26 protein-coding genes and 1 pseudogene are annotated in these 26,148 nt (G+C 71.4%); 14 read left to right on the top strand and 13 right to left on the bottom strand.

Translation table 11 applies throughout. From position 1 onward, the window contains the following. Positions 1-243: 243 nt before the first annotated feature. Positions 244-450, bottom strand: coding sequence for a DUF5999 family protein (locus AB0898_RS13120; protein WP_116152356.1), 207 nt, complete (start codon positions 448-450; stop codon positions 244-246). Between the two features lie 343 nt (positions 451-793). After that, positions 794-1,378, bottom strand: a complete 585-nt coding sequence (locus tag AB0898_RS13125; RefSeq protein WP_366802975.1) for a hypothetical protein — start codon at positions 1,376-1,378, stop codon at positions 794-796. A 594-nt stretch (positions 1,379-1,972) separates the two neighbouring features. Between AB0898_RS13125 and AB0898_RS13130 the strand changes: the two genes are divergently transcribed. Next, positions 1,973-3,490, top strand: coding sequence for a glutamate--cysteine ligase (locus AB0898_RS13130; protein ID WP_366802976.1), 1,518 nt, complete (start codon positions 1,973-1,975; stop codon positions 3,488-3,490). Positions 3,491-4,083: 593 nt separating this feature from the next. Beyond that, complete coding sequence (locus tag AB0898_RS13135) at positions 4,084-4,824, top strand: type II CAAX endopeptidase family protein (protein ID WP_366803197.1); 741 nt, start codon at positions 4,084-4,086, stop codon at positions 4,822-4,824. A 54-nt stretch (positions 4,825-4,878) separates the two neighbouring features. Here the strand turns inward: AB0898_RS13135 and AB0898_RS13140 are convergent, their stop codons facing one another. Together AB0898_RS13140 and AB0898_RS13145 are read right to left on the bottom strand one after the other, a co-directional pair. Next, positions 4,879-5,691 carry a PhzF family phenazine biosynthesis protein gene (locus tag AB0898_RS13140; RefSeq protein ID WP_366802977.1) on the bottom strand — a complete coding sequence of 271 codons (813 nt, stop codon included), beginning with the start codon at positions 5,689-5,691 and terminating at the stop codon, positions 4,879-4,881. A gap of 235 nt (positions 5,692-5,926) precedes the next feature. Next, positions 5,927-7,009, bottom strand: coding sequence for a protein kinase family protein (locus AB0898_RS13145; protein WP_366802978.1), 1,083 nt, complete (start codon positions 7,007-7,009; stop codon positions 5,927-5,929). A gap of 145 nt (positions 7,010-7,154) precedes the next feature. Here AB0898_RS13145 and AB0898_RS13150 point away from each other — a divergent pair, with 145 nt between their 5' ends. Both AB0898_RS13150 and AB0898_RS13155 read left to right on the top strand, forming a co-directional pair. Next, on the top strand, positions 7,155-7,826 hold the full coding sequence (locus AB0898_RS13150; RefSeq protein ID WP_366802979.1) for an SUMF1/EgtB/PvdO family nonheme iron enzyme: 672 nt from the start codon (positions 7,155-7,157) through the stop codon (positions 7,824-7,826). A gap of 84 nt (positions 7,827-7,910) precedes the next feature. After that, entirely contained in the window at positions 7,911-8,711 is an 801-nt protein-coding gene (locus AB0898_RS13155) for a phosphotransferase (protein WP_366802980.1), read from the top strand. Between the two features lie 60 nt (positions 8,712-8,771). Here AB0898_RS13155 and AB0898_RS13160 read toward each other — a convergent pair whose 3' ends face one another. The 3 genes from AB0898_RS13160 to AB0898_RS13170 form a co-directional block, all read right to left on the bottom strand. Then, positions 8,772-9,335, bottom strand: a complete 564-nt coding sequence (locus tag AB0898_RS13160; protein WP_366802981.1) for a DinB family protein — start codon at positions 9,333-9,335, stop codon at positions 8,772-8,774. A 9-nt stretch (positions 9,336-9,344) separates the two neighbouring features. Further along, a complete protein-coding gene (locus tag AB0898_RS13165) occupies positions 9,345-9,785 on the bottom strand; it encodes a class I SAM-dependent methyltransferase (RefSeq protein ID WP_366802982.1) in 441 nt (146 codons plus the stop codon). 778 nt (positions 9,786-10,563) lie between these two features. Beyond that, on the bottom strand, positions 10,564-11,409 hold the full coding sequence (locus tag AB0898_RS13170) for a GNAT family N-acetyltransferase (protein ID WP_366802983.1): 846 nt from the start codon (positions 11,407-11,409) through the stop codon (positions 10,564-10,566). 202 nt (positions 11,410-11,611) lie between these two features. Between AB0898_RS13170 and AB0898_RS13175 the strand changes: the two genes are divergently transcribed. After that, entirely contained in the window at positions 11,612-12,277 is a 666-nt protein-coding gene (locus AB0898_RS13175) for a PadR family transcriptional regulator (protein WP_366802984.1), read from the top strand. A 62-nt stretch (positions 12,278-12,339) separates the two neighbouring features. Here AB0898_RS13175 and AB0898_RS13180 read toward each other — a convergent pair whose 3' ends face one another. After that, positions 12,340-12,537: a hypothetical protein gene (locus AB0898_RS13180; protein ID WP_361118189.1), complete on the bottom strand. Its 198-nt coding sequence runs from the start codon at positions 12,535-12,537 to the stop codon at positions 12,340-12,342. A gap of 197 nt (positions 12,538-12,734) precedes the next feature. On the opposite strand from AB0898_RS13180, the gene AB0898_RS13185 reads away from it, so the two are divergent. The 3 genes from AB0898_RS13185 (at position 12,735) to AB0898_RS13195 (ending at position 15,604) form a co-directional block, all read left to right on the top strand. Next, positions 12,735-13,274 (top strand): Clp protease N-terminal domain-containing protein, encoded by a 540-nt coding sequence (locus AB0898_RS13185; protein ID WP_366802985.1) that lies wholly within the window; start codon positions 12,735-12,737, stop codon positions 13,272-13,274. Positions 13,275-13,462: 188 nt separating this feature from the next. Further along, positions 13,463-14,464, top strand: coding sequence for an EamA family transporter (locus AB0898_RS13190; RefSeq protein WP_407078336.1), 1,002 nt, complete (start codon positions 13,463-13,465; stop codon positions 14,462-14,464). Between the two features lie 189 nt (positions 14,465-14,653). Then, positions 14,654-15,604, top strand: coding sequence for an EamA family transporter (locus AB0898_RS13195; RefSeq protein WP_366802987.1), 951 nt, complete (start codon positions 14,654-14,656; stop codon positions 15,602-15,604). Positions 15,605-15,652: 48 nt separating this feature from the next. On the opposite strand, the gene AB0898_RS13200 is transcribed toward AB0898_RS13195, so the two are convergent. Then, a complete protein-coding gene (locus tag AB0898_RS13200; protein WP_366802988.1) occupies positions 15,653-16,144 on the bottom strand; it encodes a MarR family transcriptional regulator in 492 nt (163 codons plus the stop codon). 54 nt (positions 16,145-16,198) lie between these two features. Here AB0898_RS13200 and AB0898_RS13205 point away from each other — a divergent pair, with 54 nt between their 5' ends. Both AB0898_RS13205 and AB0898_RS13210 read left to right on the top strand, forming a co-directional pair. Continuing rightward, positions 16,199-16,879 (top strand): nitroreductase family protein, encoded by a 681-nt coding sequence (locus AB0898_RS13205; protein ID WP_366802989.1) that lies wholly within the window; start codon positions 16,199-16,201, stop codon positions 16,877-16,879. After that, positions 16,876-17,750 (top strand): annotated as a pseudogene (locus AB0898_RS13210) (EamA family transporter); the annotation flags it as partial. The gene AB0898_RS13205 and the pseudogene AB0898_RS13210, both read left to right, overlap by 4 nt. 51 nt (positions 17,751-17,801) lie before the next feature. On the opposite strand, the gene AB0898_RS13215 reads toward AB0898_RS13210, so the two are convergent. Next, on the bottom strand, positions 17,802-18,500 hold the full coding sequence (locus AB0898_RS13215) for a pyridoxamine 5'-phosphate oxidase family protein (RefSeq protein WP_366802990.1): 699 nt from the start codon (positions 18,498-18,500) through the stop codon (positions 17,802-17,804). A 49-nt stretch (positions 18,501-18,549) separates the two neighbouring features. Between AB0898_RS13215 and AB0898_RS13220 the strand changes: the two genes are divergently transcribed. Further along, complete coding sequence (locus tag AB0898_RS13220; RefSeq protein WP_366802991.1) at positions 18,550-19,878, top strand: aminotransferase class I/II-fold pyridoxal phosphate-dependent enzyme; 1,329 nt, start codon at positions 18,550-18,552, stop codon at positions 19,876-19,878. A 180-nt stretch (positions 19,879-20,058) separates the two neighbouring features. Here AB0898_RS13220 and AB0898_RS13225 read toward each other — a convergent pair whose 3' ends face one another. After that, entirely contained in the window at positions 20,059-21,060 is a 1,002-nt protein-coding gene (locus AB0898_RS13225) for a DMT family transporter (protein ID WP_407078337.1), read from the bottom strand. Positions 21,061-21,098: 38 nt separating this feature from the next. On the opposite strand from AB0898_RS13225, the gene AB0898_RS13230 reads away from it, so the two are divergent. After that, positions 21,099-22,028, top strand: a complete 930-nt coding sequence (locus AB0898_RS13230) for a LysR family transcriptional regulator (protein WP_366802993.1) — start codon at positions 21,099-21,101, stop codon at positions 22,026-22,028. Between the two features lie 46 nt (positions 22,029-22,074). On the opposite strand, the gene AB0898_RS13235 is transcribed toward AB0898_RS13230, so the two are convergent. Both AB0898_RS13235 and AB0898_RS13240 read right to left on the bottom strand, forming a co-directional pair. After that, complete coding sequence (locus AB0898_RS13235; protein WP_366802994.1) at positions 22,075-22,545, bottom strand: pyridoxamine 5'-phosphate oxidase family protein; 471 nt, start codon at positions 22,543-22,545, stop codon at positions 22,075-22,077. 100 nt (positions 22,546-22,645) lie between these two features. Next, positions 22,646-23,074 carry a Rieske 2Fe-2S domain-containing protein gene (locus tag AB0898_RS13240; protein ID WP_366802995.1) on the bottom strand — a complete coding sequence of 143 codons (429 nt, stop codon included), beginning with the start codon at positions 23,072-23,074 and terminating at the stop codon, positions 22,646-22,648. A gap of 243 nt (positions 23,075-23,317) precedes the next feature. Here AB0898_RS13240 and AB0898_RS13245 point away from each other — a divergent pair, with 243 nt between their 5' ends. Together AB0898_RS13245 and AB0898_RS13250 are read left to right on the top strand one after the other, a co-directional pair. After that, complete coding sequence (locus AB0898_RS13245; protein WP_366802996.1) at positions 23,318-23,749, top strand: hypothetical protein; 432 nt, start codon at positions 23,318-23,320, stop codon at positions 23,747-23,749. Between the two features lie 20 nt (positions 23,750-23,769). Beyond that, positions 23,770-26,130, top strand: a complete 2,361-nt coding sequence (locus AB0898_RS13250; protein ID WP_366802997.1) for a hypothetical protein — start codon at positions 23,770-23,772, stop codon at positions 26,128-26,130. Positions 26,131-26,148 lie beyond the last annotated feature (18 nt).

Genomic DNA, 26,148 nt, shown 5'->3' on the forward strand with positions numbered 1-26,148 from the left:
AGGGTGGGGCTGCGGGGGCGCTTTGGGGGGCCGAGGGGGCGCTTTCGCTTACCGGACAGGCGTCTTTGCGTACCGGGGGCGCGTCGGGTTCTGGTACGGACACGCGTCGGGTCTTGGCGCGGATAAGCGCCCGGCTCGGTACGGACACGCGTCGGGGCCGGTGCGCACCCTGATGTGTACGCGTCCGGCCCCTCGGGTCGCCGGGTGCCCCGCAGGGCTCCCGGGTGGTGCTCGGTGTGCCGCTCAGGCGGCGGTCATCACATGGTCCGCGCCGAGCGGGCGGTGCGGCGCGATCACCCGGCCGTCGGGCAGCAGCTCACCGGTGTCCTCGAAGAGCAGGACGCCGTTGCACAGCAGACTCCATCCCTGCTCCGGGTGGTGCGCCACGAGGCGGGCGGACTCGCGGTCGGCGGACTCGGCTGGCGGGCACGGCGGCTGGTGCTGGCACATGGGTGGGATCTCTCGCTCTGTCGTGGTCATGTCCGTCCCCCGTAATGAGTCGGTCGGAACCCAGTGTTGCCCTACGGAGGTCGTTCCGCAGGGATTTCGCGGCACCGCTTCTCACAGGTTGATGACGTGTCACCCACGCGGACGGTTCAATCCAACTGCACTGTCATTTTGGGTGGTTCGCAGTCACCGGAAGGGGCTAGTCCGCATGGTCCACATGGGCTGTCCGGGATGATCCGGGGGCTCCACGCGGGTCGTGGCGGCGGCCCGCAGACAGTCGTACCCCGCTTCCGGGGCGCGGAAGCGGGGTACGGCGGTTTCCGTTCCGGTCGCTGTTTCGGCCGGGTCAGGCGGGGGAGCCGAGCAGCGGGACGCGGTTCGCCCGCAGGGTCAGGACGGGCAGCAACTCCGCGACCCGGTGTGGCCGGTGCGCGGGGATGCCGGGCGGGGCCGGGGCGAGCGGGATCAGCAGGTCGTCGGCGGCGGGCAGCCCCTCGGCCGGGTCGGCCGTGATGTCGCCGTGCAGCCACAGGGTGAGCATGTAGAGGCCGGGGACGGACAACAGGCGTGGCTGGTACGGCTGTTGCAGGGCCTCCGCCTGCTGGAGCGCGCGTTCGGTCGAGGGGATGTAGGGGCCCTCGAAGAAGTGCGAGAAGGCCCAGCCGTCGGGGGTCAGCATGGTGTCCGCGGCGGCCACGGCGCGGTCGCCGGAGCGGATCAGGAAGCGCCAGCCGGCCAGTCGGGTCGCGGCCGGGCCCGGGTCGGTGGCGTGGTCCAGCACATGGACGGCGAGCGGGAGTTCGGCGGTGACGGGTCCCTGAGCGGCACGCAGGGAGGGGGTGCGGGCCTCACGTACCGCGGTGGGGGAACCGAGGGCCGTGAGGACGGTGCGCAGTGCGGGCGCGGGGGCAGGGGGAACGTGCAGCGGCATGGTGGGTCGCCTCTCGTTCGACAGGCGCGGCGGCGCGAGGAGGGTAGGGCGGACGGCGCTGTCTGCTCACAGGTGGGCGGCCTGGGAGATGGGGGCCCGGAGCGGTGGACGCGGGTGTGGCTGAGGCCCGTCGTCCGTCACCTGACGGCGGGAACACGGTGGGAACGCGTCGGAAACCGATACCGGGGCGCCAACCTTCGGCCTTCTCCGCGAAGTTTATACGACACGTGTTCAGGTGGTGTTTCGGCTAACGGATTCCGGTGATCGGAACAAGTGGATATCCGGCCGGGAATCTGCGGTATTCATCCCGATTTCCGGGGCGCGCCGCGCCGCTGACCTCCTGCTCCGCGTGTCACGCGGTCGGCCGAATGTCGTCGGCGTTTTTCACGAGACGATCTGGGCACCCGAAGGTGCGTGCTGCGGTATGCCCGGTGAATGTGCCGCGGGACACCACGACAGAATAACGGGCGACGAGGCCGGATGCGGCGTTATGGATCGCTTCCGCTGGGCATCATCCCACCTGATCCGGGGAGACCGGACCGGTGAGCCCGGCGGCCGGACCCTCGGGCCGCCCGTCCGAGGAGGGATATCTGCATGGGGGAGAAGGTCGTGGCAGGGTCGTTCGACCTGTCCGATCGCGGGCGCTACCGCGAAAAGCTCCAGAAGTGCCTGGCGGGACTGGAGCGGCTGCTGGCCGAGAGGCGTTTCGACCGGCCCAAGAACCTCATGGGGCTGGAGATCGAATTGAATCTCGCCGGCGCCGACGGCCTGCCCAGAATGTTGAACGGTCAGGTTCTGGAGCGGATCGCCAGCCGGGATTTCCAGACCGAACTCGCCATGTTCAATCTGGAGGTGAACATAGCGCCGCACCGGCTGGGCGGCCGGGTTTTCGACGGGCTGGCCGAGGAGCTGCGCACGTCCCTGGCGTATGCCGACCGCAAGGCCGGCGAGGTCGACGCCGGCATCCTGATGATCGGCATCCTGCCCACGCTCGGCCGTGACGACCTGGTCTCCTCGAACCTCTCCGAGGTGGACCGGTACGCCCTCCTGAACGACCAGATCGTCGCCGCGCGCGGTGAGGACTTCCGGCTCGACATCGACGGGGTCGAGCACCTGCGGTGCACCTCCAAGTCCATCGTCCCCGAGGCCGCGTGCACCTCCGTGCAGCTGCATCTCCAGGTCACGCCGGGGCGGTTCGCGGACGTGTGGAACGCGGCGCAGGTCGCGAGCGCGGCCCAGATCGCGGTCGGGGCCAACTCGCCCTTCCTGTTCGGGCACGAGCTGTGGCGCGAGTCCCGGCCGCCGCTGTTCCTCCAGGCCACCGACACGCGCCCGCCGGAACTCCAGGCGCAGGGGGTGCGGCCGCGCACCTGGTTCGGGGAACGGTGGGTGTCCTCCGCGTACGAGCTGTTCGAGGAGAACCTGCGCTACTTCCCGGCCCTGCTGCCGATCTGCGACGACGAGGACCCGCTGGAGGTGCTCGACGCGGGCGGCGTGCCCCGGCTCGCCGAACTCGTCCTGCACAACGGCACGGTGTACCGCTGGAACCGGCCCGTCTACGACATCGCCGACGGCGTCCCGCACCTGCGCGTCGAGAACCGGGTGCTGCCCGCCGGGCCCACCATCACCGACGTGATCGCCAACGCCGCCTTCTACTACGGCCTGGTGCGCGCGCTCGCCGAGGAGCCCCGCCCGGTGTGGACCCGGCTGCCCTTCACGGCCGCCGAGGCCAACTTCGACGCGGCCTGCCGGTACGGCATCGACGCCCGCTTCGTCTGGCCCCGCCGCGGCCGCTACGGCGGCGTCGGCGAAACCGACGCGGTCACCCTCGTCCGCGACGAACTCCTCCCCATGGCCTCGGCCGGCCTCGACGCCTGGGGCATCGAACCCGCCGACCGCGACTTCTACCTCGGCGTCATCGAGGAACGCTGCCGCCGCCGCGTCAACGGCGCCTCCTGGCAGGCGGCCACCTTCCACCGCGCCCTGGAACGGGGCATGGACCGGGAGGCCGCCCTGGCCGCCACGACCCGTCGCTACGGCGAGCTCATGCACGCCGGAGAGCCGGTGCACACATGGCCGGTGGGGGTGCCGGAGGCGGTGACGCTGGGGTGAGGGGCGCTCCGCGGGTTGGGCGGGGTGGTTGTGCGGGGCGCTCCGCGGGTTGGGCGGGGTGGTTGTGAGGGGTGGGGTTCTTGAGGTGCGGGAGTGGAGGTCGGCCGGCAGTGGTGCTTCTGGGGTGACTTGGGTGACTTGGGTGACGAGGCCCGGGTGCGCCGGGTGCTTCTGAGGTGACGGGAGTGGTGGGGCGGGGCGGCGGAGGTCGGCCGAGCCCGGTGGGTCTGGGGGCGGTCGGGTTGGCCGCCCCCGGTGCCTTGGGGTGACGGGGCTGGTGGGGGTTGGTTCCGTCCGGCTTCCGGGGTGACTCGGCTGGTGCGGGCCGCCTCCGCCGGGCCTCCGAGGTGACGGGGGCGGTTGGGCTGGCTACGCCCCGACGCCGCGTCCGCGAGCGCTGGAGATCACCACTGCTCCGGGGTGACCAGGGCGGTGAAGGCCGGATGCGCCCGGCTCGTCGGGCGGGGTCCCTGTGACCCGGTGCGTGGGTTGGTTGCGGGGTTCTGCGATCCTTGCGGGGTCTCTGAGGTCGAGCGCAGGTGGAGGCTGAACCGGTGGCCGAGTCCCTTTCGCGGGAGCGGAGTCCGCGGCGGATGCTGCGGGACGAGACCCTGCTGGTGCTGGCGCTCTCGCTGGGGGCGAGCGGGGTGTCCGCGCTCATCAGTTTCGTCGGGTCGGTGACCGAGCCGGGGGGACTCAAGGATCAGGCGGCCACGCTCAACGCCTCCGCCGCGCCGGGGCGTCCCTGGCTGGACCTCGCCTGGCAGCTCTTCGGGATCGCGTCCGCGCTGGTGCCGGTGTTCCTCGTGGCGCACCTGCTGCAGCGGGAGGGCAAGAGCCTGCGGGTGATCGGGTTCGACCGCAGCCGGCCGTGGTCCGACCTGGCGCGGGGCGCGGCGGTCGCGGCGGTGATCGGCAGTACCGGCATCGCCTTCTACCTCGCCGCACGGGCCCTCGGCTTCAACCTCACCGTGGTGCCCGAGGCGCTGCCCGACGTGTGGTGGAAGTTCCCGGTGCTGGTGATGTCCGCCGTGCAGAACGCGGTCCTCGAAGAGGTCATCGTCGTCGGGTATCTGCTGCGCAGGCTGGGCCAGTTGGGCTGGACACCGGGTACCGCCCTGGTGGCCAGCGCGGTCCTGCGCGGCTCGTACCACCTCTACCAGGGCATCGGCGGCTTCATCGGCAACATGGTCATGGGCGTGGTCTTCGTCTGGCTCTACCGCCGCTGGGGCCGCGTCGGCCCGCTGGTCGTGGCGCACTCCCTGCTCGACATCGGGGCGTTCGTCGGTTACGCGCTCCTCGCGGGCAAGGTGGGCTGGCTGCCCACAGCCTGAGCGGGCGGCGGCGAGCCGCGTCGACGCCGCCTGGCTCGCCGCCAACCCCTCTTCTCAGGCGTGCAGTTCGCCGTCGATCACCGTCACCGCGCGGCCGACCAGCAGAGTGCGGTCGTCGCGCAGACGGGTACGGACGTACCCGGTCCGGCGGGAGGCCTGGAGGCCGGTGAGGTCGTCGCGGCCGAGGCGGGTGGACCAGTACGGGGCGAGGGCGGTGTGGGCGCTCCCGGTGACGCTGTCCTCGTCGATACCGATGTTCGGGAAGAAGCAGCGGGAGACGAAGTCGCAGCCGAGGGTGGGGTTTTCGGCGCGGGCGGTGACGATCACCCCGCGCGAGGAGCACTCGGTGAGTTCCTTGTGGTCGGGGGCCAGCTCCAGTACGGCCTTCTCGTCCGCCAACTCCACCAGCAGATCGCCCACTTCGGGGCCCGTGTCGTAGACGGCGACCGGGTCCGCGCCGAGTGCCCGCGCGAGGCCGTCCGGGGCGGCCACCTCGGTGAGCGGGGCGGTGGGGAAGTCCAGGGTGATCCAGCCGTCGTCGCCGGGGGTGGCCGTGAGCACCCCGCTGCGGGTGGCGAACCGTACCGGCCCCTCGAACGTGCCCGTGGTGTACAGGATGTGGGCTGTGGCCAGCGTGGCGTGCCCGCACATGGCGACCTCGGTACGCGGAGTGAACCACCGCAGCGCCCAGTCCGCCTCACCGCCCTCCGGCAGCCGGTGGGCGAACGCGGTCTCGGGGTGGTTCACCTCGGCGGCGACGTTCTGCAGCCAGTCGTCGTCGGGGAAGACGTCGTCCAGGAGGACCACTCCGGCGGGATTCCCGGTGAAGGGCAGATCGGTGAAGGCGTCCACGATTCGAATGCGCATGGCGCAGACCCTAGAGCGCCGGATCACCGGGAGTCCAAGGCCAGTTGGGGCGGGGTGGCCCGGTTGTGCCGGGCGGCGGCGCGGTCTCGGAGAGCGAGGCGTCCTCGTACCCGACGACGAGACAGGCCGTGGCCGCCGGTCCACGGGAGAGGCGCGCGAGCCGGACCCGTTCCGGCAGCCCGACCGTGAGCGGGCCGGCCTCGCCGACGAAGCGGTACGTGTCCCGGCGGGAGTCCTATGACCTCGTCGCCGTATCGAGCGGGCTGTCCCGCTGTTCGATCCGGCGCAGCGCTTCCAGCGGGTAGGGCGTCTCCCGGTTCTCCTCCTGGAGCCTGCGGAAGAAGTCCCACATCACCGCGGCGAGCGGCGCGTGGCGGGTGATGAGCGCGGCGGCCGGCTCCGGGATTCCCGTGGGGCGCCTGCCCTCGGCGCAGGCGCGCACCAGTGCGAGGCGCTCGTCCCAGTCGTATCCGTACAGGGCGGTGACCAGCCAGTACACCAGGTACGAGGCCGTGTAGCGGTGGTCGTGGCCGTGGTGCCGGGCGTGGAAGGCGGCCTCGTCCGGGGAGAGGGCGAAGCGGGAGGAGAGCGCGAGGCCGTAGTCCGCGAAGTACAGGCGCCGGCCGTCGGTGAGGATGTTCTCGAAGTGGGCATCGAAGTGCAGCAGCCCGTGGGCGTTCATGAACGAGGTGCCGGCTCGCAGCTCGTCGTCCACCATGGCGCAGGCCCGCGCGGCCGCCTCCTCACCGGCGCCGATCCGTACGCCCAGCCAGTCGTGCAGGCTGTGCGGGATGTACTCCAGGAACAGCACGAGGCTCGCCGTGGACCGCTGGAGAGCCTCGATCCGGCGGCGTACGCCCGGTTGGCCGCCCCAGTACGCGACAGCTCGTTCCACGTCGGCCAGTTCCTCGGGAAGGGGCAGGCCAGGTCCCGGCAACACCCGCCAGTGGTGCATCAGGGGGAAACCCTCGTACTGTCCGGTGATCACCCAGTTCGTCGTCATGGTGTGCACGGCCAGCTCCCGCCAGGCGCTGACCCCTGGGCTGCCGATGCTGCCGACTCCGTACTGGCAGAAGGAAGGCATCCCGAACAGGTTCGCCGTGGAGTGGACGTTCTCCGGCCGTCGTTCGAGATCGGTCAGAGGAACTTCCTTGACGAAGACCGGAGTTCCGTCGACGTCCAGCAGTACGGTCTTGCCGCCGATGCCGGAACCCACCGGTGCGGCTGCGTCCAGGAGTTCGCGCAGTCCGCGATCACCGTGCAGCGCCAGCGAGTTGGAAACGGCGCCGTGGGCCGCCAGACGGGCAGCGCGGGACATGTCGGGGCTCTTCACTGTGCCTCCAGCCGGATGCCCGCAGCTCGTGCGGCCGCTCCAACGGACGACCAGGCAGGGGCTGTTCGCCACCCTACTCATGGTGAGGGCGTGATCCGCGCCGACAGCTCTCGTTAGGATCTGCCACATCATGGACGTGATGACGGGGAACGAGATGATCGCCATCCCGCCGGGGCGGGTGACGCTGTCGGACCGGCGGACACAGCGCAGTTGGGCGGTCGAACTCGCGCCCTACCGGCTCGCGGCGTTCCCGGTCACCCAGGCGTTGTACGCGCAGATCACGGGCCGGCGGCCGAGTGCCGCCCGCGGGGACCGGCTGCCCGTCGAGTCCGTCTCCTGGTGGGACGCGGCGCGGTTCTGCAACGACCTGTCCGGGCGCGCCGGGCTCACGCCCGCGTACCACTTCGGTGCCGAGGCCGAGGACGTCGAGTGGGACGCCTCCGCCGACGGGTATCGGCTGCCGACCGAGGCCGAGTGGGAGCACGCCTGCCGTGCCGGGACGACCGGGCCGCGCTACGGGGAGCTCGACGAGATCGCCTGGCACCGCGGCAACTCGCACGAGCGTGTCCACGAGGTGGGCGGCAAACGCCCCAACGCGTGGGGGCTTTACGACATGCTCGGCAACGTCTGGAACTGGTGCTGGGACGTCTACGACGCCGAGGTCTACGGCGCGTACCGGGTGCTTCGCGGCGGTGGCTGGTTCGACGAGCACTGGAGCTGCCGGGCGTCCGCGCGGCGCCGCAGCCATCCGACTTTCCAGGTCGACGACGTGGGGTTCCGGGTCGCGCGTTCCGTTGTGTGAGTTCGTCTGAGTCGCCTGAGTTGGCTGAGGGGACCGCTTGGGCGGCCGCCCCGCGCCGGCCGGTCCGGCGATAGCGTGATCCTCATGACTGCTGAAGGCGAGGCGCTGGCCGGCGGGATGGCGAACGCGGGGGCGGTCTTCCGCCGGGGGGAGTGGGTGGAGCGCCCCGCACCGCGCAACGCGCGCGCCCTGCACGCCCATCTCCTCGCACTGCGGGAGCACGGCTTCGACGCGGCGCCGGCCCCTGTCGGTCTCACCGCGGACGGCCGTGAGCGGCTGACGTTCATCCCCGGAGACGTGGCTCTGCCGCCGTTCCCGGACTGGGCGATGACGAGTTCCGCCCTCGCGTCGGTGGGGAGCCTGCTGCGGCGTCTGCACGACGCCGGCGCGGCCGTCGCGGTCGACACCCACGCCGAGTGGCCCCGGGACCTCGCCGACCCGCAGGGGGGAACGACGGTGTGCCACAACGACGTGTGCCCGGAGAACGTCGTCTTCCGCGACGGCCGTGCCGTGGCCCTGATCGACTTCGACCTGGCGGCCCCGGGCCGTCCCCTCTGGGACATCGCCATGACCGCCCGCTACTGGGTCCCCCTGCTCGATCCCGAGTCCGCGGCCGCTACCCACCCCCACGGCCTGCCCACGGCCGCACGGCTGCGGACCCTCGCCGACGGCTACGGCCTCCCGCCGGGGGACCGCACCGAACTGCCCCACGTCATCGAGCAGGCCACAGAGGTCTGCCGCGCCTTCGTCGCCCGCCGCGTGGCCGACGGAGACCCCCTCTACCTCCAGGCGCTGGCCGAACGGGGCGGATGGGAACGCTGGGACCGCGTGCAGGCGTGGCTGGTGGACCACCGCGAGACGTTCACGGCTGCGCTGCTGGACTGACCGGGCCGGGCGTTCGAGGGCGCTGCGGACGGCCTGCCGACGAGCCGCCTCTCTCGAAAGTCATATGCGGTGCGGTACGGCTCCGTCCTGCCGGTGGTAGAGGTCGCGCAGCAGGGAGATCTCGGCGCCGTGGTGGATCAGCTCCCTGTTGACGTGCAGGACCCTGTTCTCCATGGGGAACCGCTCGGGACCCAGCGTGGGCGGATTGTCCAGGTCGGCGTCCGAGAGCTGGCGGACCCCCGTGTTCCATCTGCCGTACATTTCATCGAGCTGTTTCAGTGCCTCGTCGGCGGTCCCCGCGTAGGCGAATGTCCGGGAGTCGACGTCCTGGCCGCCGAAGTACCAGCCGACCCGATAGCCCAGGCACGAGACGATGATGTGCGCCAGCCGCCAGGCGATCGTGGTCACCGGTGCCGGCACCGGGGCGGGGGACGTGGAGTCCATCGTCCATTGCCCCGAGCCTTCCGACACCGGTGCGGCCGACGTGGCGCGTGGGCGGATGCTCCAGCAGTCGCGCACCGGCTCCCAGAAGTACTCCTCGTCGGTGAGACCGTCCAGCCGTGGCCGCAGGTTCTTGTGCCAGTACCAGTCCAACTGATCCGCGAGCCGCTCGCTTCTTGTCATCGCCGCACACTACAGAGCCGTCGAGCAGAGTGATCGTCGCCGTCTGTGGCCGGCCGTGATGGTGCGCGTGTCGAGGGTCCGGAACCCGGGAAGCGGGGTGGCGAACCACTCGCGGGTGTGAGGGCGGCAGACCGCACCGTCGGCGGTTTCGAACACGCCGTAGGCGCCGTAGTGATCAGCATGCCGGCCGTAGCGGCTCCGGTTGCGTGCGTGGTCTTGCGGCAGAAGGCGTGCGCGGCTGATCATTTCCGGAGAGGCTTCGACACCCGTGAGGTCGTCGAAGCCGCACTGCTGGAGTTCCTCCATGACGCGGCCGTATCCGCATCCGTAGTCGAGGATCGCCGCGTGCGTGCTGATCCCGTTGAGCCACGGCAGATGGAGCGGGTGGGTGAACGTCTTCGTAGCCGCGGCGGCATCCCCGTAGGGGATCTGACGGTTGAGGCCGGACACGGCAGAGGCCTCTCGATCCGGTCGTCCGCACGAACATCGACGATCACCGCCGAGCCGTCGACGCGAGGGTTACGAGTCGTGGCTGGAGAGGGACAGGCTGATCCTGCTGGACCCCGATCCGCAGGTGGTCGCGGTCGCCTCGCAGCCGTTCTGGCTGCACTGGCACGACGGCACACGCAAGCGTCGGCACACTCCCGACTCTTCGTCCGGCTGTCCGACGCAGCCTGGCACCGACGGATGACGTCGTCGGCCCCGGGCACCGAGGTCGCCCGCATTCCGTTCAAGGTTCGTCCACGACAGGGAGAAGGGATCGCCTCGTTCATCACCCGCCTCGCCAAGGCGAACTACCTTCCCCGGCCTACCTGCGGAAGTACCTCGCTGAACCGCCCATGCACCGGGGCAGTCCGACCTGGCCCCGCGTTGCCGCCACCGCTGGCCGCGACACGGACGGGCGCCAGCAGATCCTGAACACGGTCAACTGCGAGGAGTGCGGGGCCCCATACAGTCCAAAGCGAGCTTCGGCGTCAAGCCGCTGACCCGTTCGAGAGCCTGCCGGCAGAAGAGGTGCCGTCCAGCGGTATACCGCTGGCGAACAACACCGCCGCGTCCGGCTCGCCCGCTGGCCCCACCCCGCAAATCGACACCGACGACCCCCGGGACATGCGAAGTCTGTTCGGACCCGCTGCCCGAAGGACGCAACATGTCACAACGCCGGACATGCTCCCAGCGCTGCCGCCAGAAGGCATACCGCCAGCGCAAGCTCTTCCGGCCTGCGAACCTACGACCGCGCAGGTTGGTTGGCGATCAGAAGGGTGCTGCCGGCAGGGCGGAAGCCCAGACGTGAGTAGATGCGAGCGACGGTGTCCTCCGCATAGGCGAGGAAGACAGTGCCCACCCCGTTGTCGCGAGCGTGGGTGACCAGTGCCGCAGTGACGGCGGCGGCCAGGCCCTGGCGGCGGGCGGTGGGCAGGGTGCCGACACCGCCGATCTCGGTGGTGCCGTTCGCCGGGTGGTAATGACCAGCAGCGAGCGGGGTGCCGTCCGAGGCCAGGGCAGCGATGAGCGTCTTGTGCCCGCAACGGATCGCGGGGCGGATCGTTCGCACGGTGCCGTCCTCGGTCAGCTCCTCGGCCACCACCGACAACTCCTTCCGACCCGCCAGGCCCACCATGGTGCCCTCCTCGGCAAAGGCCAACCGGGGCAGGGCGAGGACCGCGGGCAACGCGGGGTCATCGGCCGTCACCACACGGAGCGTCACGCCAGCCGGCAACGGCTGCGGACCAACCGGATGGTCCGGATCCAGAGCCATCAACGGTCGTTCCGCCACTGGCAGGCCGGCGGCCTCGATACGGGCCCGCAACGTCGGCGCCTGCTCGGCCAGCCACTCGAAAGCCTCCGGCACACCGAGTTCGCGCTGCCGGGCCCGCACCTGGGCGATGTCAGCGGCGGTTACGGCCGCACCCCCCTCCGCGGTGGGCTGGGCATGGCTGGGACCGCCGTAATAAGGGGCACCTGGCCCCTTTCGCACGAACAGCCGTAACGGACCGAACTCTTCGGCATCAGCGAACAGCAACGGCACGGTGGCGTAGTACTGCTCGATACGGGCACGCAGCGAGTCGCTCATGCGGCGCATCCCACCACGGGACGGTGTCTCACCGCATCCAAGATTTGCCGGTCGGCAATCGATCAGCGATCACTGGCACAGGACAACAGTCATCCGGACGGCAAGGGCATTGTCGTAAGCACGGAAGCGATATATCGTTGAGGTGTCGCGTAAGAGACGCGATGGGTACGTGACTGATCGACGATGGAATGGAGTGGTCGCGATGCGGAACCACGGATTCGAGCGTGGGCATCGTCCCGGCGGGCCCGGCCGGCAGGGCTGGGGGGCGTTCGGGGGAGTTGAAGGGCTGCGGGAGGCGTTCGGGCCGTTCGGGCCCGGGGGGCCGGGGTTCGGGCCGGGTGGTCCCGGTGGGCCGGGGCGGCACGGGTTCGGGCCTGGCTTCGGGCCGGGGCCCTGGGGCGGCATGGGGCGCGGCGGTGGCCGGGGGCGGGCGCGGCGCGGTGACGTGCGGGCCTCGATCCTGGCGCTGCTCAAGGACCGGCCGATGCACGGGTACGAGATGATTCAGGAGATCGCGGAGCGCAGTGGGGGTGCGTGGAAGCCGAGCCCCGGCTCGGTCTACCCCACGCTCCAGCTCCTGGAGGACGAGGGCCTGATCGCCAGTGAGAGCGAGGGCGGCAAGAAGCTGTTCTCCCTCACCGAGAGCGGACGGACCTCCGCCGAGGAAGGCCCGGAGGCTCCCTGGGAGGAGGCGACGCGCGGTGTCGACTGGGAGGCGCTGAGCGAGATCCGGCAGGCCGGGTTCGGGCTGATGGAGGCCTTCGGGCAGGTCTGGAAGACCGGCACCAAGGAGCAGCGGGAGAAGGCGCTCACCGTCATCAACGAGGCCCGCAAGAAGCTGTATCTCATCCTCGCGGACGAGGACTGACGCGCCGGCGGGGGCGGACGGAACGGGTCGGCGGGGCGTGTCTCACGGCCGCCGCGCCGGCCTCACGTCCGCACGCGTCGTATCACCGCCGCGTCGAACAAGTCCCACGCGCGCGGGAAGGCGCTCTCGTCATGGCAGTGCCAGGCGTCCCAGAAGAGGTCGGCGAGCAGCGCGTCGTGCGGGGCGTAGACCCGGTACACGTACTGCTTGCCGTCCACCGCCGGCAGGCCCACCAGCCAGCACAGGCATCCGTCCTCCACTTGTTGTGTGACGTACGAAAGGGGCAAGAGGTTGCCCCATGGGGCGTAGGCAAGGCGGCGCGCGCCCCTGACACGGAATCGACCGGATCTCCTCCGTGAGGATGAGATGGACGCGCCGGTTGTCCGCTCACCGTGGGACGCGAGAATGGTTCCCGCCGTGGATGCCGTCCGCTCCGGCGCCTGATGAGGTGTCTTCCGTGGAACCCCGCACAGCCGGCCGGTCCGCCTCCGACGAGGGCGTACCGCGCGCCGAGAACGACACCGGGCCCGGCACCGGCTTCGCGTCGGTGATCGCCGGTGCCCGCCGCAGGGCCGTACGCGACGGCGACCGGCAGATCGACACCGCCCATCTGCTCCACTCGCTCCTGGAGACCGACCCCGAGGCCCGCGCCGCCGTCGGCACCCCGACCCAGCTCGCGCGGCTGCTCGGGTATCTCGTGCAGCGCAGCATCGGGTACGGGCTGCGCTGGCAGGGCGGTTCCGAGGTGTCCGGTGCCGAAGCCGCCGCCGGCGGCGAGCGGTGGTCGCCGGTCGCGGCCGCCGCGCTGCGCGACGCCGAGGTGCGCGCCGCCCCGCGCCGGGGCGCGGGCGGGGCCGACGGCGTCGACCTGCTCGCCGCCCTCGTGGCCGACCCGCGGTCACGGGCCGTCGAGGTGCTGGAGCGCGCCGGGATTCCGGCGGGCGAACTGCGGGACCGGCTGCGGAACCGTACGGCCGGCGGCGCGGCACCCTGCTGACACCGGCGCCCGCGCGGGCGCCGGGCCATGCCGATTCCCGTGCCTGCGCGGGCGATCCGCTGCACGCCGATTCCCGTGCCCGCGCGGCTGTCCGGGCCACCCCGATCCCCCTGTCCGAGCGGGCCCCCGGTCCACTCTCCGAGACAGGAGTTAAAAAGGGTGACGCTCATGTCGTCCCCTGTCATCATGTGCGCGTGCACGTGTCTGGGAGCAAGGATGGCGGCCGCGGTGCCGGGCTGGGGCTCGCGCTGGTGTCGGCCGTGGCGTTCGGCGGGTCGGGAGTCGCGGCCAAGCCGCTGATCGAGGCGGGGCTCGACCCGCTGCATGTGGTCTGGCTGCGCGTGGCCGGTGCCGCGCTGGTGATGCTGCCCGTGGCGGTACGGCACCGCGCCTTGCCGCGCCGCCGCCCCGCGCTGCTCGCCGGGTTCGGACTGCTCGCCGTCGCCGGTGTCCAGGCGTGCTACTTCGCCTCGCTCTCCCGCATACCGGTCGGCGTGGCGCTGCTCCTGGAGTATCTGGCGCCCGCGCTGGTGCTCGGCTGGGTGCGGTTCGTGCAGCGCAGGCCGGTCACCAAGGCCGCCGCGCTCGGTGTGGTCCTCGCGGCGGGCGGCCTCGCCTGTGTGGTCGAGGTCTGGTCGGGGCTCAGCTTCGACCTGCTCGGCCTGCTGTTCGCGCTCGGCGCCGCCTGCTGCCAGGTCGGCTACTTCGTCCTGTCCGACCAGGGCGGCGACGCGGGCGAGGAGGCACCGGACCCATTGGGCGTGATCGCGTACGGCCTGCTGATCGGCGCCGCCGTGCTGACCGTCGTCGCCCGCCCGTGGGGCATGGACTGGCGGGTGCTCAGCGGCACCGTGCGGCTCGACGGCAGCGCCGTACCCGCCGCCGCGCTGCTCGTCTGGATCGTCCTCGTCGCCACCGTCCTCGCCTACGTCACCGGCGTGCTCTCGGTACGGCGGCTCTCGCCGCAGGTCGCCGGGGTCGTCGCCTGTCTGGAGGCGGTCATCGCGACCGTGCTCGCCTGGGTGCTGCTCGGGGAGCATCTGTCGGCGCCGCAGGTGTTCGGCGGCGCGGTGGTGCTCGTGGGCGCGTTCATCGCGCAGTCCGCCACGCCCGCCAAGGGCTTCGCGGGGCCGGTCGCGGAGAGCGGCGGCGCGGAAAGGGAGTTGTCCGCGCGGGGAACCGCTGCCTAGGCTGCTGATCATGCATTCGCACGCACTGGTCCTTCCGCCCCCGGCCGCCTGAGGCGGGCCTCCGGGAAGAACACGCCCGCGCCTCGCGCGCCGGGCGGGACGGTGCTGCCCGCAGACGAAGTCCGCGCGTCCGAGTCGGACGCCTGCCAACTTCCGCACTGATCCAGTGCGTTTCTGCGGAGAAACCTCGTGTCGAACGCTGTCTCCGGCCTGCCCGTCGGGCGTGGCCTGCTCTATCTGATCGTCACCGGCGCCACCTGGGGCACGGCGGGCGCCGTCGCCTCGCTGGTCTACCGGAGCGGGGACATGGGCCCTTTCGCCCTGTCCTTCTGGCGCTGCGCGTCGGGGCTGGTGCTGCTCGTCGTGGGCCGGCTGCTGCGCCGCACCAGCACTCCCAAGCCCGCTGCCCCGCGTGACCGCGCCGCCCTGCTCCGGCAGGCGCTCGCGACCGGTGTCGGTCTGGCCGTCTTCCAGACCGCCTACTTCGCCGCCGTGGACGCCACCGGCCTCGCCGTCGCCACGGTCGTGACCCTCGGCGCCGGTCCCGTCCTCATCGCGCTCGGCGCCCGGTTCCTGCTCGGGGAACGGCTCGGCGCCGGAGGTGTCCTCGCGGTCGGCGGCGCGCTCGCCGGGCTCGCCGTGCTCACCCTCGGCGGCTCGGGCGGCACCGTGCGCCCGGCGGGCGTGCTCTGCGCGCTCGGCTCGGCCGCCGGCTACAGCGCGATGACCCTGCTGACCCGCTGGTGGGGCCGTACGGGCACGGTCGACGCGGGAGCCACCACGGTCGGCGCCTTCGCGGTCACCACCGTGTGCCTGCTGCCGTTCGCCCTCGTCGAGGGGCTGTTCCCGCACACCGGGCACCCCCTGCGGCTCCTCGCGCTGCTCGCCTACCTCGCCTCCGTCCCCACGGCCCTCGCCTACGCCCTCTACTTCGCGGGAGCCGCCGCCGTACGGTCCGCCACCGTCTCCGTGATCATGCTCCTGGAGCCGGTGACGGCCGCCGTGCTCGCCGTCGCGCTGCTGGGCGAGCAGCTGACGACGGCCACGGTGACGGGCACGCTGCTGATGCTCGGCGCGGTCGCGGCCCTCGCGGCGGGGGAGGCCCGTGACGCCGGAGGCCGGGTGCCGGTGGCCGCGTAGAGCCGCGGTGGCCCGCCGGTACGGTCCGCCCCGAGCGGGTGGACCGTGTCAGCGGGCCTCGTCTCCGAGGGAGACCAGCAGGGCGCGCAGCAGCCGGTTGAACTCGGCGGCGTCCTCCGGGGCCAGGCCTGAGAGGATCTCACGCTGGTCGCGGACATGCCCTTCCACGGTCGCGTCGACCAACTCCCGCCCCTCCTCGGTCAGTTCGATGTGCAGGCTGCGCCGGTCGCCGGGGACCGGCTCGCGGGTGACGAGGCCACGGGCGACGAGCCGGTCGACCCGGTTCGTCAGGGCCGCCGAACCGATCATGACGCTCTCGGCCAGCTCCTTGGCCGTGAGCGGCCGGCCGCCACGGCGGAGCGTGGCGAGCACATCGAACTCCCAGGTCTCGATGCCGTGTTGTGCGAAGTACTCCTTCAGGCGCGCGCTGACCAGCCGGGACAGGCGCAGCACCCGGCCGATCGTGCCCATCGCGTCGAGGTCCAAGTCCTCGCGCTGGTCGGCCCATTGACCGAGGAAGCCGTCGACGGCGTCACGCATGTGGTCACCTCACCCTTGCTTTCGTCGGACCTTTCTCCGCCGGAGCATGCCGTCGTGTCCCGCGTCATCCGCTCGCGTCGCAGCATCCGTCACTATCGGCCGGACCCCGTACCGCCCGCTCTTCTCCAGGAGTTGATCGACCTGGCGCTGGAGGCGCCGTCGAGCTTCAACCTCCAGGCCCGGTCGATAGTCGTCGTCACCGGCGAGCCGGGCCGCGCGGCGCTCGCCGAGGCCACGGGCGGGCAGCCGCATCCCCGGGAGGCCCCGGTGACGCTGGTCTTCGTCGCCGAGTCCGGCGCCTGGCGCGAGGACCGAGGCGACATCTGGGAGCGGGCACGGCGCGGGGGAGCGTGGACGGAGTCGTTCGCCGCCGCCTCACCCGTCGACGCGCGCGCCTTCTACGAGGATCCGCGCCGCCGGGGCCTTGAGCGCGAGTGCGCGGTGAAGGACGCCATGATCGCCGCGTCCTTCCTGATGATCGCCGCGCACGCCGCGGGGCTCGCCACCAGCCCCATGAACGGCTGGGACGAGGCGGAGGTCAAGCAGGCCATCGGTGTCCCGGGCCGCGACGATCTCCACATCGCCCTGCTCCTGCCGCTCGGCCGTCCGGCCGAGACCCGGCCGCATCCCGGCCGCCGGGACCGCTCCCTGACGGTCCACCGGGAGACCTACGGCCCGACACCGTGCGGGGCTCGTGCCGGACGGCGTGACCAGGTCTCCGGAGAGGCGAAGTGAGCGGTCGGCGCGGCGCGGTGACCTCGGCCGTCACCGCTCTCGCCCCGGCGGTGTGGGGCTCCACCTATGTCGTCACCACCGAGTTCCTGCCGCCCGGCCGGCCGCTGCTGGCAGCCGTGCTGCGGGCGTTGCCCGCGGGGCTGATCCTGCTGGCGGCCACCAGGACGCTGCCGAAGGGCATCTGGTGGTGGCGGGCCGTCGTGCTCGGCGTGCTGAACATCGGCGCGTTCTTCTCTCTCCTCTTCCTCGCCGCCTATCACCTGCCCGGCGGGGTCGCCGCCCTGGTGATGTCCGCCCAGCCGATGATCGTGCTGGTGCTGGGTGCGCTGCTGCTGAACGACCGGATACGGGCACGGCACCTGGTGTCCTGCCTCCTCGGCGCGGCGGGTGTCGGCCTGCTGGTGCTGCAACCGGGGGCGGGTCTCGACGGCATCGGCATCGCGGCGGGACTCCTCGGCGCGCTGTCCATGGCATCCGGACTGGTGCTCACCAAGAAGTGGGGCCGCCCCCGGTGAGTTGCCTGCTGGCTTTCACCGGCTGGCAACTCACCGGGGGCGGGCTGGTGTTGCTGCCCTTCGCCCTGGTTCACGAGGGTCTGCCGGAGCGCCTCACCTGGAGCAACCTCGGCGGCTTCGCCTACCTCGGCATCGTCGGCGCCCTGGTCGCCTACGCGCTGTGGTTCCGAGGAGTGGCGCGACTGCCCGCCCTCGCCGTGTCGTTCCTTTCGTTCGCGTCCCCGCTGTGCGCGACGGTCCTCGGCTATCTGGTCCTCGACGAGACCCTGCGTCCGCTCCAACTGCTCGGCGCGGTCGGCGTGATCGGGGCTGTCGTCCTCGCCCAGCCGCGCGCCGCTCCGCCACCGGCGCCGCGCGTCTGTACGGCCGGCCGGGGCTGAGCGGCGCCGGCCCCGGCCGTGGTGCGGCTAGACCGTCTCCGCCGTCTGCTCCGCCAACTTCGCCAGGTAGTCCGGGAGTTCGAGGTCCGGCGCCAAGTCGCCGTTGGGCACCGGGACTTCGTAGCCCTTGCGGAGGGGGACCACGCCCGCCCAGTGCGGGAGGGCGAGGTCCTCGGGCTCGTCGTTGGCGCCGCCCGTACGGAGCTTGGCCGAGACCTCGGTGAGATCGACGCGGATCACCGCGGTGGCGGCCAGTTCCTTCTTGTTCGCGGGGCGGGAGTCCGCCGAGCGGCCGGGGACGACCTGGTCCACCAGGGCGTCGAGGGCCATCGAGCGCTCCTCGGGGTCGGTGACCTGGTGGGCGATGCCGTGCACCACCACCGAGCGGTAGTTGATCGAGTGGTGGAAGGCGGAGCGGGCCAGCACCAGGCCGTCGACATGCGTGACGGTGAGGCAGACCGGAAGGCCCGGGTCCCCGGCGCCGCTCATCCGCAGCGGGCGCGAACCCGTGGAGCCGTGCGCGTACAGCCGCTCGCCGACCCGGCAGTACAGCGTCGGCAGCACCACCGGCGCGCCGTCCCGCACGAAGCCGAGGTGGCAGACGTACCCCTCGTCGAGGATCGCGTGCACCAGCTCCTTGTCGTACGACGCCCGGTCGGCGGACCGGGTGGGCACGGTGCGGTCGGTCGGCGTGTAGGCGGCGGGCTTCTCCTCGGTCCCCTGCATGGCGGTCCCTCCCTGGACTCTCTTATTGCACTAGTGCATAATCTGCTTTGTGCTAGGAGAGTATCCGATCGAAGGTCGTGGCGCAGCGGAGATCGCGGCCAGTGTGGAGCACGCGGTCAGCAGCGGTGAGCTGCGGCCGGGCCACGTCCTGCCCCCGCTCAGGGAGTTGGCCACGCGTCTCGGAGTGAATCCCAATACCGTCGCGGCCGCCTATCGCACCCTGCGCGAGCGCGGGGTGATCGAGACCGCCGGGCGCCGGGGCAGCCGGGTGCGGCCCAAGCCCGCCACGACCGGGCGCGACGAACTGCGCGTGGAGGTGCCGCCCGGCGTGCGGGACCTGTCCACCGGCAACCCCGACCCGGACCTGCTGCCCCCGCTCGGCCCGGCGTTCGCGGACGCGGCCGCCCGCGCGGACCACGCCCCCGTCCTCTACGGCACCGAGCCGGTCGACCCCGGCCTCGCGCGCATCGCCCGCGCCGGACTCGACGCCGACGGCGTGCCCGAGGGGCCGCTCACCGTCACCTCCGGCTCCCTCGACGCCGTCGAGCGGGTCCTCGCGGCCCACCTCAGGCCCGGCGACACGGTCGCGGTCGAGGACCCCGGCTGGGGCAGCGTCCTGGACCTGGTCCCGGCGCTCGGGCTGCGCGCCGTACCGGTGGGCGTGGACGACGAAGGGCCGCGCGTGGAGGACCTGCGCGCCGCCCTGGACGCCGGGGCCCGCGCGCTCATCGTCACCGTCCGCGCCCAGAACCCCACCGGCGCCTCGGTGAGCGCGTCACGTGCGCGGGCGCTGCGGGCCGTACTCCGCGCGCACCCGGACGTGCTGCTGATCGAGGACGACCACGGCCACGGCTTCGTGGATCTCGCGCCGCATCCGCTCGCCGGGGCCACCGCCCACTGGGCCTTCGTGCGCTCGGTCTCCAAGAACTACGGCCCCGATCTGCGGGTCGCCGTCCTCACCTGCGACGCCCGCACCGTCGACCGGGTGCGTGGCCGGCAGCGGCTCGGGCCCGGCTGGGTGAGCCTGCTGCTCCAGCGCGCGGTGGCCCGGCTGTGGGCCGACGACGCGGCGGACGGCTCGGTCGCGCGGTCCTACGCCGCGCGCCGCACGGCGCTGACCGAGGCGCTCGCGCGGCGCGGGGTCACCGCGTACGGCCGCAGCGGCATGAACGTGTGGGTGCCGGTCCCGGACGAGACCGGCGCGGTGGCCCGGCTCCTCCAGTCCGGCTGGGCGGTCGCGCCCGGCGCCCGCTTCCGGCTCGGCACCCCGCCCGGAGTCCGCATCACCGTCTCACCGCTCACGGGGGCGGACATCGAGCCGCTGGCTGACGCGGTGGCGGCGGCGGTACGGCCGTCGCCGGCGCGGTCTTACGGGTGAGGCCGGGGTGGTCGTCCGGCTGAGGCCGGGGTGGTCGTACGGGTGAGGTGCGGACGGTGGGACGGGCGAGGCCGGGGTGGTCGTACGGGTGAGGCGCGGACGGCTGGACGGATGAGGCGCGGGCGGTCGCACGGGTGACGCGGGGTGGTCCCGCTGCCGCGCGTGCGGCGTGCCGGGTGGTCAGCCCTTGCGCCTCGCCTGGGTGAGCGCGGCCCCCGCGAGGACGATCACGGCGCCCACCGGAGTGGTCCAGGCGATCGACTCCCCGAGGATCGCCACGCCCGCCGCCGTGGCGATGACCGGGATGAAGTAGGTCACCATCTCGGCGGTGGTGGGGCCGACTTCGACGACGAGCCCGTACTGGATGAGCACGGCCACCCCGGTACCGAGGGCGCCCAGCGCGGCCACCGCGAGCAGCGGGACGAGGGCGAAGTGTGTCGGGAACGAGGTGAACAGGGGGGTCAGGACGGCCAGTTGGACGGTCGCCACGAGCAACTGCGCTCCGGTCATGGCGAGGTGCGAGTCGCCCGTGTCCGACAGGGTGCGCCGGAGGTAGATCCAGCCGACCGGGTAGCACAGCGAGGCCAGCAGGGCCAGCGCGGTGCCCGTGGCGTCGACGCCATGGAAGCCCTGCCAGGCGCCGAGGACGGTCAGCACCCCGAGGAAGCCGAGGCCGAGCCCGGCGAAGCGGACCCGGGTCGGGCGGTCCTCGGAGAGGGCGACCAGGGAGAGGACCATGCCCCACAGCGGCGAGGTGGCGTTGCAGATGCCGGCCAGGGTGGAGGGGATGGTCAGCTCCGCGTAGGCGAAGAGGGAGAACGGCGCGGAGTTCAGGAAGAACGCGGCGACCGCCATGTGCCCCCATGTCCGGGCCTCGCGCGGCAGCCGCTCGCGCTTGACCGCCATCGCGGCGACGAGCACGGCCGTGCCGAACACCAGCCTGCCGAGGGTGACTTGGAACGGCGCGTACGAGGTCGTGCCGACCTTGATGAAGAGGAAACTGAACCCCCAGATCAGGGAGAGGATGCCGAAGCGCAGACGCCAGTCGGTACGAGGGTGTGGGGCGGCCGGGGTGGACGCGGGGGAGGGGGACACGGAGGACGCGGACGGCGGCGTTGCCGTGGGGCAAGGGGAGACCGTGCTCATGCCGTCAAAGATGCGGGCCGCAACTTCGTAGCACAATCGAGAATTATCGCGCGGTATCTCTTAGTATCGCTTACATGTTGAACCTGGAGCGCCTGCGCACCCTGGACGCCCTCGCCCGGCACGGCTCCGTCAGTGCCGCGGCCGGCGCGCTGCACGTCACGACCTCCGCCGTCTCGCAGCAACTGTGCAAGCTGGAGCGGGAGGTGGGGCAGCGGCTCCTCGCCAAGAACGGGCGCGGTGTGCGGCTCACGGACGCGGGCCGGCTGCTCTCCGAGCACGCCGTGCGCATCCTCTCCCAGGTGGAGCTGGCCCAGTCGGACCTGGAGGCGCACCGGGGGCAGGTCGTCGGCGAGCTGCGTCTCTCGGCGTTCCCCACCGCCGCCCGGGGGCTGTTCCCGGCCACGCTCGCCGGACTGCGGACCCTGCACCCGGGGCTGCGGGTGCGCTCCAGCGAACTGGAGCCGGCGCAGGGCCTCGCCGGGGTCGTACGCGGCGATCTCGACCTCGCGGTGGTGCTCGACTGGTACAACAAGCCGATGCCCGTGCCGGACGGCCTGGTCAAGGCGCCCCTGCTGGACGACCTGGCGCACCTCGCGATCCCCGCCGGGCATCCGCTCGCCGGCCGGGACGAGGTGGACCTCGCGGAGTTCGCCGAGGACGAGTGGATCACCTGGGGCGAGGGGGAGTTCTGCCACGAGTGGCTGCTCTTCACCCTGCGCTCCAGAGGTGTCGAGCCCATCATCGGTCACCGGGCGGGCGAGACCCATACGCAATTCGCCCTTGTCGCCGCCGGGTTGGGAGTGTGCATCGCACCTCTGCTGGGGCGCGACCCGGTGCCGCCGGGAGTGGTCCTGGTCCCGCTCAAGCAGCGGGTGGGCAGGCATGTCTACGTCGTCTGGCGGGCGGACGCGGACCGTCGTCCCTCGATCCGGGCGGCGGTCGAGGCGCTGCGGCTGGCGGCGACGCGGCTCGAAGCGGCCCAGAAGACAGAGGAGTCGGACTGAAGCCGCGCAAGTCCCGCCTCTCGTGCGGGACTTGCGCATCCGCTCCTTAAGCCCTGCCCAGTTTCCGGAAGTCCCAGGAGACGATCTTCTCCGGGGTGAGCCGGGCCCAGGCGTGCCGGCCGTCGTGCGGCATCTCGTCCAGGCCGAAGTTCTTGCGCGCGAACAGCGTTTCCACGGCGTCGAGTTCGGCGCACAGCTCGCCCGTGCGCGGCACCTCGCCCACGAACTCCACGCGCCCCGACAGCTCGGCCCCGCGCAACTGGTCGTACTCCTCGCCCGCGTCCACCACCACCGCGACCCGGTGGTCACGGCTCAGCTGGGTCCAGCGTTTGCTGCGCACCACGGAGTAGAGCCACAGCGAGGTGCCGTCCCAGACGAACCACAGCGCGCTCACGTGCGGGGCGCCGTCCGCCGAGACGGTCGCGACCCGGCAGGTGCGCTGGACGGTCAGGAAAGCGTCCAGCTCGCCCGGCGTCATCATGATCTTCCGGCCCCGGCGCTGCTCGGTGACGGTCATACGGCCCCCTCTTCTCCCCAGTAGTCCAAGAGAACACCCCCGTGTGGCCGATCTTCTGACGCGGCGCCAGAAAAAGGAACAGGGCCCAGGGGGAGCGTGATCAGGCCAGCTCGATCGAGTCGCCGGACACCTTGATCTTTTTCGCGGGCAGCCCCTGTGTCGCGGGCCCCTGTTTCACGCTGCCGTCCTCCACCGAGAAGCGGCTGTTGTGACACGGGCACACGATCACCCCGTCGCTCACGCTGCCCACCGCACACCCCTGGTGGGTGCACTTCGCGGAGAACGCCTTGTACGTACCGGCGGACGGCTGGGTCACCACCACGCCCTCGGCCTTGAAGATCTTGCCGCCGCCCTCGGGAATGTCCGAGGTCTTGCCGAGCGTGGTCCCGGCCGCACCGCTGCCGACGGCGTCCGAACCACCGTCCGAACCACAGGCCGCCAGGGCCACGGTGAGCCCGGCGGCTCCGGCCGCCGCCATCACCGTACGCCGGGCGGGGTTCGCTACGGGCTGGGACGATGCGCTGGTCATGGGGTGTTCCCTTCCGCCGGGGTGGTCGTACGTGATCTGTCCAGGGGTACGGTCCGGCCGCACCGCCTGTTCAGCCACGTGCCCCGATCCTCATGGCTCGGGTATGAGGAGGGCGTAAGAACGACTCCGGCGAGCCGCGGGCTTTGATCCGACGTGCCTGGCGGGTTATCCACAGGAGGCAATCGGCCCGGTGGCCCTGTGGGTATGGTGGAGTGGCCTTGCCGGATTGAATTGGGGGAATTCGTGACGTTCGAGCAAGAGTGGGCCGAAATGCGTGCGGCGGCGGCCAAGCGGACCGCCCTGCAAATCGACAGTGTTCCGGCCGACGGTGGCGGAGGCGGTGGCGGCGGGCAGGACCTGGTGGTCAATCGGGACGACCTCGGTGCCATCGGAAATGAAGCGTATGACCTGCTGGGCCGGCTGACGAAGGACGGCGACATCGCCCGTGCCTCCACATTCGACGCGGCGACGGCGCTGACCGGCGGGAACTTCGTGAGCGGTGCGGCCGTGCTGAAGGTGAACGACTTCTGGCAGACGCATATGAAGACACTGCTGGACGCCTGCGCCCAGATTTCGAACCATCTCGATTACACCAAGGCCCGGCACGCCGAGGACGAGGCGAAGATCGAGGGGAACCTGACGCAGATATCCGCGCTCACGGAATACATGAAATAAGGCTCGGGGGAGCATGCGGCATGCTGAAATACGAGGACATAATCCACGCCCCGGTGGCGAAGCTGAAGGCCGCCGCCGATGACTGGTCGGAGATGGCGGGGAAGCTGGACAAGCTCGCCACCGACGCCGCCGACGGGATGAAGGCGAAGGCGGACAGGGCGGCCTGGGAGGGCGTCAACGCGGGCGTCACCAAGGCGTTCATCGGCAAGACGGTCAAGGAGTTCGCGGACGCCGCGGCCGAGGCCAAGGGTGTGAAGCTGATCCTGGAAGACGGTCACGCGGCCATCAAGAAGGCCATGGACGAGCTGATCGGCATCCGGGACCACGAGGGACCCGCGGCCGGTGTCCACGTGGACGGCAAGGGCAAGGTCACGGCGCTGCACCCGTTGTCCGAGAGTTTGACGCCGCACCGCGATCCCGACTACGGCGAGCTCCTGAAGCAGGAGCAGCGAAACATCGACTCGTGGCAGAAGAGGATCGACCTCATCGTCGACAACTGCAACGACACCGATCTCGCTCTCAAGAACAGCCTCCAGGCCAACGTCACCGACCGCAAGGACTTCAGCGCTCCGACGTACACGAAGCTGGACCAGGAGGAGGCCGCCCGCGCCGCCGCTCTGGCGGCCAAGGGCCGGGACCTCACCCACGCCGAACTCCAGCAGCTCAACGAGCTGTTGAAGGACAACAGCTCGTCGAAGGAGTTCGCCAAGGACTTCTACGGGAAGCTCGGCCCCGAGAAGTCGCTCGCGTTCTTCGGTCAGCTCTCCATGGACACCTCCGAGCACGGAAAGGTCGACCCGGAGCGCCTCAAGGACGTCCAGGAGCTCCAGAGGAACCTCGGCCTCAACCTGGCCACCGCCTCCCACGACAAGGAATTCACCGACAAGTGGGGTCCGGAACTCCGCAAGTTGGGTACGGAGCGCATTCCGCTGGCCAAGCACGACTACGGCGGGCCGTTCGGCTACCAGCTGCTCGGCGGGATCATGCGGTACGGCAACTACGACGCCAAGTTCCTCAACCCGATTGCCGAACACGTGGCGCAACTCCACGCCAAGGACCCGTACATGTTCTCCGAGAACAAGGTGGTGAACAGTCCGTTCAAGAACCCGTTCAACCCCTCCGGCGTGAACGGAGCCGGATACGACCCGGCCACCGCCATGCTGGAGGCCCTCGGCAACAGCCCGGAAGCCGCGAAGAAGTTCTTCGCCGACCCGCCGACCGCGTACAACGAGGACGGCACGGTCAACCACGGAGCCACGGCCGATCTCGGGAAGAACAAGGACGGCGGGGCGATCGACAACTACCTCGACTTCTTCGGCAACGAGAAGTGGCAGTCCTTTGCCGACGTCAACTCGCTCGACCCCAAGGAGCTCAAGGCGTCGCTCGACCAGATGCCCGACGCCCTCGGCCACGCCCTGGAGGCGGCGACCCTCGGCTACCCGGCCGGGCACCCGGACGCCCACGTGGTGCGGGACGCGGACAACGCCGCGGTCATGCAGAAGGTCATGGAGAAGTACGCCGACGACCCGGGTCTGCTGAAGAAGCACGAGGAGGCGATGGCCGACAGCCTGGGCGTCATGGGCGCCGGCTACATCGACGACATCAACTGGGCGCTGGACAAGAACGATTCGGGCAGCGTGTTCGCGCCGGGCAAGAACCCGGACGGGCACATCGACTTCGCGGACACCTCGGACGGGAACGGGCGGAGTGTCGTCCGGGGCTTCCTCAGCACCCTGGGCCAGCACCCGGACGCCTACGCGACGGTCTCGACCGCGGAGCAGGTCTACACCCGCAGCGCGCTGGAAGACACGGTGGGGCCGGACGGACAGATCACCGACGAGGTCGCCGCCAGGGCCAGGGCGACCGTACGCACGGGCGCCGAGGTGCAGGGCATGCTCGACCAGTCCCGGGCCGACCAGGTGGAGGCGACGAACCTCAAGACCCACGAGGACTACGAGAAGGCGGTCGCCAAGCGGTCGGGCTGGGTCGAGTTCGGGGCCACGGCGGGCCTGGCGGCGGGCGTCGCCTTCCTGCCCGCGACCGCGGCCGTGGGCACGGCGGCGGTGCTCATTCCGCTGGCGACCGACACCGCCAGTGGGGCTGCCGAACAGTTCATCGGCCAGATGGTCGGTGACATCTCCGACAACTCTGTGGATGAGCACAAGGAGAAGCTGGAGGAACTCACCGACGACGAGAAGGACAAGATCTACTCCGCCGGCGAGAGCATGGCCGAGTCCCCGACGGAGCAGTTCCTGGCACGTCACGTTGCGGAGCCCGAAAAAAGCCCGTTCGCGCAGGACCTGCGAGAGTCGATGCTGCTCGGCTACGGGGTCGGCAACGACCGGGAGAACCAGCAGGGCAACGACCCGGAGACGGGCTGATGCCGGTGGACGGCCGAG

Origin of the sequence: Streptomyces sp. NPDC005435, from assembly GCF_040703155.1 — a bacterium.
In the GTDB taxonomy this organism is placed as follows: Bacteria; Actinomycetota; Actinomycetes; order Streptomycetales; family Streptomycetaceae; genus Streptomyces.

Excerpts from the sequence above, each read along its gene's own strand:
- AB0898_RS13130 (WP_366802976.1), top strand. The coding sequence starts at position 1,973 with ATGGGGGAGAAGGTCGTGGCAGGGTCGTTCGACCTGTCCGATCGCGGG.
- AB0898_RS13250 (WP_366802997.1), top strand. The coding sequence starts at position 23,770 with ATGCTGAAATACGAGGACATAATCCACGCCCCGGTGGCGAAGCTGAAG.
- AB0898_RS13170 (WP_366802983.1), bottom strand. The coding sequence starts at position 11,409 with ATGAGCGACTCGCTGCGTGCCCGTATCGAGCAGTACTACGCCACCGTG.
- AB0898_RS13240 (WP_366802995.1), bottom strand. The coding sequence starts at position 23,074 with ATGACCAGCGCATCGTCCCAGCCCGTAGCGAACCCCGCCCGGCGTACG.
- AB0898_RS13135 (WP_366803197.1), top strand. The coding sequence starts at position 4,084 with ATGCTGCGGGACGAGACCCTGCTGGTGCTGGCGCTCTCGCTGGGGGCG.
- AB0898_RS13150 (WP_366802979.1), top strand. The coding sequence starts at position 7,155 with ATGGACGTGATGACGGGGAACGAGATGATCGCCATCCCGCCGGGGCGG.
- AB0898_RS13175 (WP_366802984.1), top strand. The coding sequence starts at position 11,612 with ATGCGGAACCACGGATTCGAGCGTGGGCATCGTCCCGGCGGGCCCGGC.
- AB0898_RS13145 (WP_366802978.1), bottom strand. The coding sequence starts at position 7,009 with ATGTCCCGCGCTGCCCGTCTGGCGGCCCACGGCGCCGTTTCCAACTCG.
- AB0898_RS13140 (WP_366802977.1), bottom strand. The coding sequence starts at position 5,691 with ATGCGCATTCGAATCGTGGACGCCTTCACCGATCTGCCCTTCACCGGG.
- AB0898_RS13125 (WP_366802975.1), bottom strand. The coding sequence starts at position 1,378 with ATGCCGCTGCACGTTCCCCCTGCCCCCGCGCCCGCACTGCGCACCGTC.
- AB0898_RS13200 (WP_366802988.1), bottom strand. The coding sequence starts at position 16,144 with ATGCGTGACGCCGTCGACGGCTTCCTCGGTCAATGGGCCGACCAGCGC.
- AB0898_RS13215 (WP_366802990.1), bottom strand. The coding sequence starts at position 18,500 with ATGCAGGGGACCGAGGAGAAGCCCGCCGCCTACACGCCGACCGACCGC.
- AB0898_RS13155 (WP_366802980.1), top strand. The coding sequence starts at position 7,911 with ATGACTGCTGAAGGCGAGGCGCTGGCCGGCGGGATGGCGAACGCGGGG.
- AB0898_RS13120 (WP_116152356.1), bottom strand. The coding sequence starts at position 450 with ATGTGCCAGCACCAGCCGCCGTGCCCGCCAGCCGAGTCCGCCGACCGC.
- AB0898_RS13235 (WP_366802994.1), bottom strand. The coding sequence starts at position 22,545 with ATGACCGTCACCGAGCAGCGCCGGGGCCGGAAGATCATGATGACGCCG.
- AB0898_RS13230 (WP_366802993.1), top strand. The coding sequence starts at position 21,099 with ATGTTGAACCTGGAGCGCCTGCGCACCCTGGACGCCCTCGCCCGGCAC.
- AB0898_RS13160 (WP_366802981.1), bottom strand. The coding sequence starts at position 9,335 with ATGACAAGAAGCGAGCGGCTCGCGGATCAGTTGGACTGGTACTGGCAC.